The organism is Roseateles saccharophilus (genome assembly GCF_004342485.1).
Classification (GTDB): Bacteria; Pseudomonadota; Gammaproteobacteria; order Burkholderiales; family Burkholderiaceae_C; genus Pelomonas; species Pelomonas saccharophila.
Genome location: NZ_SMBU01000038.1, coordinates 33,603 through 44,966 on the forward strand (window position 1 = coordinate 33,603; position 11,364 = coordinate 44,966).

Annotated in this window: 8 protein-coding genes; 5 read left to right on the forward strand and 3 right to left on the reverse strand. The window is 71.8% G+C overall.

The features are described 5' to 3' along the window. Nucleotides 1-6: 6 nt before the first annotated feature. Both EV671_RS22125 and EV671_RS22130 read left to right on the forward strand, forming a co-directional pair. Entirely contained in the window at nt 7-1,515 is a 1,509-nt protein-coding gene (locus EV671_RS22125; protein ID WP_132575890.1) for a malonate--CoA ligase, read from the forward strand. A gap of 45 nt (nt 1,516-1,560) precedes the next feature. Continuing rightward, a complete protein-coding gene (locus tag EV671_RS22130; protein ID WP_132575892.1) occupies nt 1,561-4,182 on the forward strand; it encodes a diguanylate cyclase domain-containing protein in 2,622 nt (873 codons plus the stop codon). On the opposite strand, the gene EV671_RS22135 is transcribed toward EV671_RS22130, so the two are convergent. Further along, nucleotides 4,179-4,673 carry a 3'-5' exonuclease gene (locus tag EV671_RS22135; RefSeq protein ID WP_132575894.1) on the reverse strand — a complete coding sequence of 165 codons (495 nt, stop codon included), beginning with the start codon at nt 4,671-4,673 and terminating at the stop codon, nt 4,179-4,181. The two genes, EV671_RS22130 and EV671_RS22135, sit on opposite strands and share 4 nt — an antisense overlap. Before the next feature lie 30 nt (nt 4,674-4,703). Further along, nucleotides 4,704-5,279, reverse strand: coding sequence for a hypothetical protein (locus tag EV671_RS22140; protein ID WP_132575896.1), 576 nt, complete (start codon nt 5,277-5,279; stop codon nt 4,704-4,706). Nucleotides 5,280-5,477: 198 nt separating this feature from the next. Here EV671_RS22140 and EV671_RS27845 point away from each other — a divergent pair, with 198 nt between their 5' ends. Next, complete coding sequence (locus tag EV671_RS27845; RefSeq protein WP_132575898.1) at nt 5,478-7,184, forward strand: methyl-accepting chemotaxis protein; 1,707 nt, start codon at nt 5,478-5,480, stop codon at nt 7,182-7,184. Nucleotides 7,185-7,324: 140 nt separating this feature from the next. Further along, on the forward strand, nt 7,325-9,007 hold the full coding sequence (locus EV671_RS22150) for a methyl-accepting chemotaxis protein (protein ID WP_132575900.1): 1,683 nt from the start codon (nt 7,325-7,327) through the stop codon (nt 9,005-9,007). Nucleotides 9,008-9,016: 9 nt separating this feature from the next. Here EV671_RS22150 and EV671_RS22155 read toward each other — a convergent pair whose 3' ends face one another. After that, complete coding sequence (locus EV671_RS22155) at nt 9,017-9,643, reverse strand: hypothetical protein (protein WP_132575902.1); 627 nt, start codon at nt 9,641-9,643, stop codon at nt 9,017-9,019. A gap of 232 nt (nt 9,644-9,875) precedes the next feature. Here EV671_RS22155 and cfa point away from each other — a divergent pair, with 232 nt between their 5' ends. After that, nucleotides 9,876-11,012, forward strand: a complete 1,137-nt coding sequence (gene cfa / locus EV671_RS22160; RefSeq protein ID WP_243655841.1) for a cyclopropane fatty acyl phospholipid synthase — start codon at nt 9,876-9,878, stop codon at nt 11,010-11,012. Nucleotides 11,013-11,364 lie beyond the last annotated feature (352 nt).

The following is an 11,364-nucleotide window of genomic DNA, read 5'->3' on the forward strand; positions in this document are numbered from 1 at the left end:
CGGGCCATGAACCTCTACACCGCCCTGCGCGCCGGTTTCCCGGCCGACCTCGATTCGACCGCCATCGATGCCGAAGGCGCCCTCTACAGCTGGCGCGACCTCGAGCGCGGCAGCGCGATGCTGGCCAACTGGCTGGACCGGCTGGCCCTGCCCGCCGGCAGCCGCGTCGCGGTGCATGCGGACAAGAGCGTCGAAGGCCTCGTCCTCTACCTCGCCGTGCTGCGTGCCGGCCATGTCTACCTGCCGCTGAACCCGGCCTACCACGCGGCCGAGCTGGAGCACTTCATCGCCGACGCGGCGCCGGCCGTGGTGGTGTGCGCCGGCCGGAACTTCGGCTGGGTCAGCAAGCTGGCCTTCCAGCGCGGTGTGCGCTGGGTCTTCACGCTCAACGACGACCGCAGCGGCACGCTGCTGGACCGGGCCGCACAGATGGGCGATGTGCACATGCCCGCCGAGCGCGCGGCCGGCGATCTCGCCGCCATCCTCTACACCAGCGGCACGACGGGGCGCAGCAAGGGCGCGATGCTCAGCCACGGCAACCTGCTGAGCAACGCCGAGACCCTCAAGGCCTACTGGGACTGGAAGCCCGACGACGTGCTGCTGCACGCCCTGCCCATCTTCGACGTGCACGGCCTCTTCATCGCCTCGCATGGCGCCCTGCTGAACGGCAGCCGCATGCTGTGGTTCAACAAGTTCGACGCGGCGGCCGTTGCGCGCCGCCTGCCCGAGGCCACCGTCTTCATGGGCGTGCCCACGCTGTACACGCGGCTGCTGCATGAGAAGCAGCTGGACTGCCGCCACATGCGCCTCTTCATCAGCGGCTCGGCGCCGCTGCTGGCCGAGACCTGGCATGACTGGGAGGCCCGCACCGGCCACCGGATCCTGGAGCGCTACGGCATGAGCGAGACGCTGATGCTGACCTCCAACCCCTGCCGCGCCGAAGACGGCGCGCGCATGCCCGGCACGGTCGGCCGGCCGCTGCCCGGTGTGGGCCTGCGCGTCGTCGGCGACGACGGGCGGGCCTGCGCCACCGGCGAGATCGGCGGCGTGCAGGTGCGCGGGCCCAATGTGTTCGGCGGCTACTGGCAGATGCCGGAGAAGACGGCCGAGGAGTTCACCGCCGACGGCTGGTTCAGGACCGGCGACGTCGGCCGGCTCGACGAGGCCGGCTACCTGACGCTGATCGGCCGCAGCAAGGACCTCATCATCAGCGGCGGCTTCAATGTCTACCCGGCCGAGGTCGAGGGCTTCCTGAACGAGCTGCCCGGTGTCGGCGAATCGGCCGTCATCGGCGTGCCCCACGAAGACTTCGGCGAAGCCGTCGTCGCCGTCATCACCGCCCGCGGCCAGCCCGACCCGGACGCGCTGATCGCGGCCTTGAAGGCGCACATCGCCGGTTTCAAGGTACCCAAGCGCATCCTCGTCGTGCCCGAGCTGCCACGCAACGCGATGGGCAAGGTGCAGAAAAAGCTGCTGCGCGAGCAGCACGCCGCAGTGTTCGCCACACCAGGCTGAGGCAGCCCCCGCGCCGCAGGGCCGCGCGGCACAATGGTCCGCCCGATGAGCGAACCCGCCACGCCAACCGCGACGCCAACGCCCGAAGCCGCCCAGCGGCGCGCGCGGCGCCGGCGCTGGCGTGACCGGATCCTGGTGCTGGCACCCAGCCTCGCCTTCGGCTCCGTCATCCTGACCCTGTGGGCCCTGGTGGCCTGGTATGTCGCCGCCTGGCCGGGCGAGGTGCGCGCGCAGCAGCGCCATGAACTCGCCACCGCGCTGCGCGCCGTCGCGATGCGGACCGGCCCGGTGCTGCACGAGGCCGACGGCGCGCTGCGCGTCGTCGACCTGTGGCTGCGCAACCCTCGCGGCGGCGACCCGCTGGCCGATCCCGCGCTGGCCCAGCTCGCCGACGGCATACGCAGTGGCTCGGGCCAGTTCGTCGACGTGATGCTGGTGGCGCGCAGCGGCCGGCTGCTGCGCCTGCAGCACGGCGGCCCCCCCGACGGCGCCAGCATCGCGGGCAGTGCCGCCTTCGCGCAGCTGGCCGGCCTCGCACCCGGGGCGGTGGCCCTGGGCCTGCCGCTGCAGCTCGATGGTCATCAGCGCCTGCCGTTGTTGATGCGCCTGTCCCGCCCCCAGGGCGACCACGACGCCGTGCTCGCCGTCGTCGACCTGCAGCGCCTGCGCGACGCGCAGGCGCCGCTCATGCCCGGCGCACTGGCCTCGCTGGTCATGCTGCGCGGCGACGGCGTCGTGCTGTCGCGCCAGCCCGAGGTGCCGGGCTTCGCGGGGCGCAACCTCTACGACGAATTCCCGCAGCGGCGCAGCGATTTCGCGGGCAGCGAGGGCTTCTTCGCCAGCACCGGCGTGCTGACCGACGGGCGCGCGCGCGTCGGAGCCTTCGTGACGATCGGCGACGCCGGCCTCAAGCTGCTGCTGTCGGACACCGAGGACGCCGGCCTCGCAGCGCACCGGCAGCAGCGCGCCCTGCTGCTGGCCGGCGCCCTGCTGCTGAGCCTGGGCCTGGCCGCGCTGGCGCGCTGGCTGGGCCGGCAGCAGCGCGCCGCACGGCTGCGCGACGCGGCGCTGCAGGCCACCAGCAATGCGGTGCCGCTGGGCCTGTTCCGCTGCGACGAGACCGGCCGCATCGTCTATGTGAACGACAGCTATCTGCGCGTGCACGGCATGCGCCGCGAGGACATTGCCTGGGGCTGGACGACCCTGGTGCCGCCCGAGCAGCGCGAGCCGCTGATCGAACGCTGGAAGCAGCACATGGCCAGCGGCGAGCCCATCGACATGGTGCGCAAGATGAAGCGCGGCGACGACGGCCGCATCCGCTGGATCGCGGTGCGCACCGCCCCCCTCATCATCGGCGGCCGCGTCGCCGGCCAGGCCGGCACGGTCGAGGACGTGACCGAGCGCGGCGAGCAGGAACGCGCCCACCGCACCCTGGCCGCCATCTTCGACATGACGCCCGATATCGTCTGCCAGGCGCGCGAGAACGGCGACGTCAGCTACATGAACCCGGTCGCGCGCGAGCGCTTCGGCATCGCGCCCGACGCGCCGCTGGACGGCGCCCGCATCGAGCACTTCCTGTCGCCCGGGCAGATCCAGGTCTACCAGCGCATCGTGCTGCCCACCGTGATGCGCGAGGGCCACTGGCAGGGCCGCACCCAGGTCCAGGCCGGCGCCGAGGGCCTGCCGGTGGACTGCACGGTGCTGGCCCACCGCGACGTGCGTGGCCGCATCGAGACCGTCTCGGTCATCATGCGCGACGTGTCGGAGCAGCAGCGGGCGCAGCGCGAGCGCGAGCGCAGCGAGGCCATGCTGCTGGCCGTCGCGCACACGGCGCGGGCGCAGTTCCTCGTCGGCGACACGGCCGGCCGCGTCATCTTCTTCAACGCCGCCTTCGAGCAGCAGCGCCGCATCGCGCTGCAGGACTGGGTAGGCCGGCCGCTGGCCGAGCTCTTCGGCCCGCGGGACTATGCCGCTCGCGCGCCGCTGATCGCTGCGGCCCTGGCCGGCGAGACGCACCACGTCGACCTCGTCGACGGCGGCGAGCGCGACGGCCGCAGCTTCGACGCACAGTACGCACCGCTGCGCGTGCAGAGCGGCCAGATCGAAGGTGTCATCGGCATCGAGGTGGACGTGACCGAGGCGCGCCAGGAGGAGGCGCGGCTGCGCCTGGCCTCGCAGACCGACGCGCTGACCCAGTTGCTCAACCGCTCCGGCTTCGAGGAGGGCGCGCGCCGCCTGCTCGACGCGCCACCGGGCCGGCGCCTGGCCCTGCTCTACCTCGACCTCGACCGGTTCAAGCCCGTCAATGACCAGCACGGCCACCCGACCGGCGATGCGCTGCTGAAGGCCGTGGCCCTGCGCATGCGCCATGCGCTGCGCCCGGGGGACCTGGTTGCACGCCTGGGCGGCGACGAGTTCGCCGTGCTGCTGCCGCAGCTGCAGGGGCCCGGCGACGCGTCCACCGTGGCGGCCAAACTGCTGCAGGCCATCTCCACGCCGTATCACATCGGCGACCTGAAGCTGGAGATCGGCGTCAGCATCGGCTACTGCGTGGCGCCCGGCGGCAGCAGCCTGGAGGCCCTGGTCGCCAGCGCCGACGCCAGCCTCTACGAAGCCAAGCGCGCGGGGCGCGGGCGCTGCCAGGGCGGCGCGATCGCCGACGCCTAGGCGGCCACGCCGTCGCTGATTTCGCCCAGCGCCATCTGCAGCACGCGGGCGTCGCTGCTGGCGCGGTGGCGGGTCAGCTGCAGACGCTGACGCACGGCCTCGGTGACGCCGCGCCAGCGCAGCGCCTGAGCCTCGCTGAGCAGGCGGCGCAGGTCGTCCAGGCGGAAGCTCGGCTGCAGGCCCGCGGCGTCGTAGAGCCGCGCCAGCCAGGGGTAGTCCAGGCCCCAGCCGTCGCAGTAGACCGTCTGGCCCTGCAGGCGCTGGTTGATCTGCTCGGCGATCCAGCGCGTCGGGCGGCCCTTCTGCAGCAGCAGCTCGCGGCTGATGCCGTGCAGGGCCTCGGCGGCCTCGTCCCAGTGCAGCCAGTCGGGCTCGGGGCGCACCAGGCCGCAGAACAGCGTGCCCTCGCCGTCCACGAAACCGACCTCGATGGGATAGCTGCCGCGGCCAAAGCCCGAGGCTTCGATGTCGAGGATGGTGGGCAGGGGCATCGGCCGAGTGTGTCAGCCTGTTGCGACGAATCAAGCAGGGTTGTCGATCACCTGCTCGTGCTCGAACAGCGCCAGCGCTGCGCGGCCGACCTGGCGCGTGTCCCACCAGGCATAGGCGCCCACGCCGGCGGCGCCGACCACCGGCAGCCAGCGCGACAGGGCCCGGCCCGCCGCCTGCCTGCCCAGCTGCACGCCGACGGTCCCGGCCACCCGCTGCAGCAGGGCCTGGGTGGCCGGGCGCACGATGACGCGCTCGCCGACGCGCACCGACAGGTCGCGCAGCGCCTGGGCGGCCGTGTGGCGGAACAGGCACCACAGCATCTGCGCCGGGCCGAGCTCGGCGCTGCGCCCGTACAGCGCGGCGATGTCGGCCACCAGCTGGCGCTGGATCTGCCAGACGGCCAGCATCTCCGGCGCGATGGTCGCCCAGCCCAGCGGCCCTGGCGGCAGGGCCAGCGCACCGGCGGCCAGGGCGGCCTTGGCGGCGGCGGCCTCGATGGCGCGGCCGGCCGCGTGATGCGGCGCCGTGCTGGCCTGCAGATGCGGCTGCGGCGGCTCGGCCACCAGGGCCATCAGCCGCCCGCCCGGGCTCTCCTTGTCGTCCATCGCTCCATCCTTCCTGCCGCCCGCGGTCCTGCGCACTAGTGCACGGCGCGCGTTTGCGCTGGCGCAAGGCAATTCAACAACGCGGCTTCCCCGCCCGCAGCTAATCCGCAAAGATGGCGGAGTTCTGATGCGCTGCTCCGGTCGCGGGCCGCCAGTGCTCCTGTTCATTTTCACGTCAAGCCCGCGTCGGAGACCTTCATGCAAATTTTCAACCGGCTCAGGATAGGGCAACGGCTCGGGCTGGCCTTCGCGGTTTCCATCGCGCTGACGGCGGCGCTCGCCGTCTATGCGCGCATCGAACTCAGCCGCATCAATGCCGACCTGACCCTGATGGTCGAGGACCGCCTCGTCAAGGTCGAGCAGCTCGGCCAGGTCCGGGACAACGTCGGCAGCATCGCCGAGGCCACGCGCAACATCATCCTGCTGACGGACAACGCCGCCATGCAGCGCGAGATGGGCGTCATCGACGCGCGGCGCAACGACAACATCGGGCTGCTGAAGACGCTGACCGCCTCGATCCAGTCCGAAAAGGGCCGGCAGCTGCTGCGCGAGGCCGAGACGGCGCGCCAGGCCTATGCCGCGTCCACCAACCGCGTCACGGCCCTCGGCTTGAAGAACGACAGCGAGCCGGCCCGGGAACTGCTGCTGTCCGAGACCATCCAGCTGCAGGCCGCCTTCTTCGGCCGCCTGGACGCGCTGACCAGCTTCCAGAAGGAGCTGATGAAGTCCGCCGCCGCGAGCACCGACGCCACGGTGCGGTTCGCACAGGTGGCGGTGGCCGTGGTCGCCGCAGCCGCGGCAGCCCTCGGCATCCTGCTGGCCTGGGCCATCACGCGCTCCGTTGTCGGCCCCATCCGCCAGGCCGTCACGGCGGCCGAGACCGTGGCGGCGGGGGATCTGCGCCTGCGCCTCGACACGAGTGGCCGCGACGAGACTGCCCAGTTGCTGCAGGCCCTGCAGCGCATGACCGACTCGCTGGTCGGCATCGTCAGCACGGTGCGCGGCAATGCCGAGAGCGTCGCCACGGCCAGCGGCGAGATCGCCCAGGGCAATGCCGACCTCAGCCAGCGCACCGAGGAGCAGGCCAGCAGCCTGCAGCAGACGGCCGCCTCCATGGAGGAGCTGGGCGCCACCGTGGGCCACAACACCGACACCGCCCGCCAGGCCGCCCAGCTGGCCGACGGCGCGGCCCGCGTGGCCGAGAACGGCGGCCAGGTGATGGGCCAGGTCGTCGACACGATGGAGCAGATCACGACCAGCTCGCGCCGCATCGGCGACATCATCGGCACCATCGACGGCATCGCCTTCCAGACCAACATCCTGGCGCTGAACGCGGCCGTCGAGGCCGCCCGCGCCGGCGAGCAGGGGCGGGGCTTCGCCGTCGTCGCCGGCGAGGTGCGCTCGCTGGCCCAGCGCAGCGCCGAGGCCGCGCGCGAGATCAAGACCCTGATCGGCACCAGCGTCGAGCGCGTGGAGGCCGGCAACGAGCTGGTCGGCGCTGCCGGCCGCACGATGGGCGAGGTCGTCGGCCAGGTGCGCCGCGTGGCCGACCTCATCAGCGAGATCAGCGCGGCCAGCGGCGAGCAGAGCAAGGGCATCGGCCAGGTCGGAGAGGCCGTCAGCCAGCTCGACCAGGTCACGCAGCAGAATGCCGCCCTGGTGGAAGAGAGCGCCGCGGCGGCCGAGAGCCTGCGCGCCCAGGCCACGCAGCTCGCCGCCACGGTGGCCGCCTTCAAGCTCGACGCCGCCAGCCCGCCCGCGGCCGCAGCCAGGGCCGTCGCCCGGCCTGCGCCGGCCGCCGCCAGGCCGATCCAGCCCCGCCCGATGCCGCCTGCCGCGCCGGCCTCGCGCACCACGCCCACCCCCGCTCCGGTGGCGGCGGACGGCGACTGGACGTCCTTCTAACCCATCTGTCTCCCGGATGGCGCGTGACAGCCACGCGCCGGCGCCTTACGCTTCAACTCAGCGCAGGCGCCGCAGGACACGAGTCATGTCGGTCGGCGCCTTGCCCGACCCTCAGAAAATTCGCACGCCAGGGAGATCAAATGGGATTCGTCAACAACCTTCGCATCGGCCAGCGGCTGGGCCTCGCCTTCGCGATTTCGATCGCCTTCAGCACGCTGATCGCGGTCTATGCCTACATCCAGATGGCCAGGATCAACAGCACGCTCGCGCTGATGGTCAACGACCGCGTCGTCAAGGTCGAGCAGCTCCACCGGATCCGGGACAACGTCAATCGCACGGCCCGGGCGGTGCGCAACATCGCACTGCTGTCCGACCCGGACGCCATCGGGAAGGAGATCGAGACCATCGCGGCCAACCGCAAGAGCACGGTCGAGCTGTTCGACAAGCTGAAGGCGAGCATCGCCGCCCCCAGGGGGATCCAGCTGCTGGCCGGCGTCACCGCCGCCAGGAGCGCCTACACGGCGTCCATCCAGCGCGTCATCGACCTGGGCGTCCAGCAGCAGAAGGACGCCGCCCGCGACCTGCTGCTGGGCGAAACACGCAGCTTGCAGCAGGCCTACTTCGAATCGCTGGAAGCCCTGGTCGACTTCCAGAAGGAGCTGATGCGCACCTCGGCCGACGACGCGGCCCATGCCGTCGGCACCGCCTCCCTGAGCCTGCTGCTGGTGGCGGCGGCAGCGGCCATCGCGGGCGCCGCGCTGGCCATCCTGATCACCCGCTCGGTCGTCGCGCCGATACGCCAGGCCGTCGCCGCCGCGGAGACCGTCGCCTCGGGCGACCTGCGCCTGCAGCTGGCCGCCGACCGCAAGGACGAGGCCGGCCAGTTGCTCGGCGCGCTGCAGCGCATGAACGACGCCCTCGTCGATGTCGTCGGCGCGGTGCGCGGCAACGCCGAGAGCGTCGCCACGGCCAGCAGCCAGATCGCCCAGGGCAATGCCGACCTCAGCCAGCGCACCGAGGAGCAGGCCAGCAGCCTGCAGCAGACGGGCGCCTCGATGGAGGAGCTGGGGGCCACCGTGCGCCTCAACAACGACACGGCCCGCCAGGCCGCCCAGATCGCCGACAGCGCCGCGCAGGCGGCGGCCAGCGGCGGCATCGTCATGGATCAGGTCATCGGCACGATGGCCGAGATCACGGCCAGCTCCCAGAAGATCGCCAACATCATCGGCACCATCGACGGCATCGCCTTCCAGACCAATATCCTGGCGCTGAACGCCGCCGTCGAGGCCGCGCGGGCCGGCGAGCAGGGCCGGGGCTTCGCGGTCGTCGCCGCCGAGGTGCGCACGCTGGCCACGCGCAGCGCGGACGCCGCCCGCGAGATCAAGACGCTGATCAGCGCCAGCGTCGAGCGGGTCGACGCCGGCAACACGCTGGTCGGCGAGGCCGGCGGCACCGTCGGCGACGTGGTGGGCCAGGTCAGGCGCGTGGCCGACCTGATCCGCGAGATCAGCGCGGCCGGCGACGAGCAGGGCAAGGGCCTCGTCCAGATCGGCGAGGCCGTCAACCAGCTCGATCAGGTCACGCAGAGCAATGCCGCCCTGGTGGAGGAAAGCGCCGCCGCGGCCGAGAGCCTGAAGCGCCAGGCCCGCACGCTGGCCGAGACCGTGGCCGTCTTCAAGCTGGCGCAGGCGCAGCAGTCGGTGCGCGCCACGGCGCCTGCCCGGCCGTCGCGGCCTTCGGCTCCGGCGCCCGCCCCAGCCCGCAATGCGGTGCGGGTCGCCCCCGCAGCAGCCACACTCGACGAGGAATGGTCCTCGTTCTGAGCGCCGGCCTTAAACGACCGCGTTGACCGCGACGCCGGACGCAACGCCCGTGGAAGGCGTGCCGCTGTAGCCGATATTGCTCTGCAGCTGCGTCAGCAGGGCCTGCAGCGTCGCCGAGCTGCTGGACGAGCTGCTGCTGGCGGTGAGGTCCGACTTCAGCTGGTCGAAGGCCGACTGCAAGCCGCTGGGCGTGTTGCCGCTGCTGACCTCGGACAGCACGGCGGCCAGGCCCTGGGCGAAGCCGCTCTTGCCCGCGTCGCCGGCTGTGGCCGTGGTGGAGCTGCTGCTTTCGGCCTGGCGGGCCGCATCGAACAGCTGGTGCATGAACTGGTGCATGTCCTTGCGCAGCGTCGACTGGCCCGTCGCATCCGTCGCCGAGCTGTTGCTGCTGTTGCTGCTGGACGAGGAACTGTTCGACGAAGACGACGAGTTCGGCACGCTCAGCCCCAGGCTTTGCAATGCCGCCAGCAGCTGCTGGGCCATGCCGCCGCCCGCCGGGCCCTCGCCACGACGGCCTTGGTGCACGCGCCCGCCGCCGCCGTCACCGTCGCCATCGGGGTCCGTGGCACTGGTGGCCCGGGACGTCGTCGGCGTGTACACCGCGACGTTGTTGCTCAAACTGCTGATCGTGCTCATGCCGTCACCTCACAACCCAAAACTAGGGAAGGACATCATGGGTATCGACCGCCGCCGCAGATACTTCAAAAAGAAGGGCGGTTTTCGCCAGCCTTTACACCGCTTTGGACTTCTTCACGGAAATGTCAGGCTGGACACATGCCACGCACCAGCTTGGGGCGAAAGCGGGGTCTTGCTGCATGCCACACGGCGGCGCGGCAAACTGGCGGCTCGCCGTTGAACTCCGCCGCCCGTGCCCGCCCTTGACGTCGCTCCGCCCGCCATCCTGCGCGACCTGCTGGCGCGCGCCGACGTGCGCCTGAACGGCAGCCGCCCCTGGGACATGCGCGTGCACGATGCGCGGCTGTACCGGCGACTGCTGACGCAGTGGTCGCTGGGGGCGGGCGAGGCCTATGTCGACGGCGACTGGGACTGCGAGCGCCTTGACCTGCTGTTCGAGCGCCTGCTGCGCGCCGACCTCGACCGCACCGCGCCCGGCCCTGCCCGGCTCAGGCTGCTGATGGAGAGCCTGCGCCAGCGCCTGTTCAACCTGCAGAGCCGGGCGCGCGCCCACCAGGTCGGCGAGCACCACTACGACGCCGGCAACGACGTCTTCGAGGCCATGCTGGACTCGCGCATGATCTATTCCTGCGCCTACTGGCAGCACGCCCGGGACCTGGAGCAGGCCCAGGAGCACAAGCTGGCGATGATCTGCCGCAAGCTGGAACTGCAGCCGGACGAGACGCTGCTGGACATCGGCTGCGGCTGGGGCGGCCTGGCGCGCTGGGCGGCCGAGCGGCATGGCGTGCGCGTGACCGGCATCACCGTCAGCCGCGAGCAGCTGGCGCTGGCCCAGGCGCGCTGCGCGGGCCTGCCCGTCACGCTGCTGCTGCAGGACTACCGCGCGTTGCAGGGCCGATTCGACAAGATCGTGTCGGTAGGCATGTTCGAGCATGTCGGGCCGAAAAACTACGCCACCTACTTCGACAGCGCCCGCCGCCTGCTCGCGCCCGAGGGCCTGTTCCTGCTGCACACCATCGGCGTGGACCGGCGCTGCGCCCACACCGACCCGTGGATCGAGCGCTACATCTTCCCCAACGGCAAGCTGCCCTCGCCGGCCGAGCTGGCGCGGGCCATCGAGGGCCGCCTCGTCGTCGAGGACTGGCACAACTTCGGCCCCGATTACGACCGCACGCTGATGTGCTGGGCCGAGCGCCTGGAGGCTGCCTGGCCGCGGCTCGGCGCCCGCTACGACGAGGGCCTGCGCCGCATGTTCCGCTACTACCTGCTGAGCTGCGCCGGCTTCTTCCGCTCGCGCCAGGGCCAGCTGTGGCAGCTGGTGCTGAGCCGGCCGGAGCGGCGCGGCATCTACCGCTCGGTCAGGCCCTAGTCCACTGCGCCGGGGAAATGACACCCCCGCCGGGGCGTACCGGCAGGCAGGCAAGGCGCGAGGAGGCAGCGGGCTCGCGCCCGCAACGACGAGCAACGCCGCATGCCTGCCGGTACGCCCCGGCCCGCAGGGTGAGGACCAAAGCTGGCCCACTCGGCGTTGCTCGGCCTGGCCGGGGCCCAACCCCGGCTGCGCCTCGCGCCTGGATTAGGCCGGCTTTGGTCCTCACCGGGGTGCCATTTCCCCGGCGCAGTGGACTAGTCTTACTGTGTTAGTAAATTCAAGGCATTATGCGCACTTCTTCAAGCAAGAGGTGAGCCTTGATGAAGGAACTGCAGGAGTTCGAGCGCTA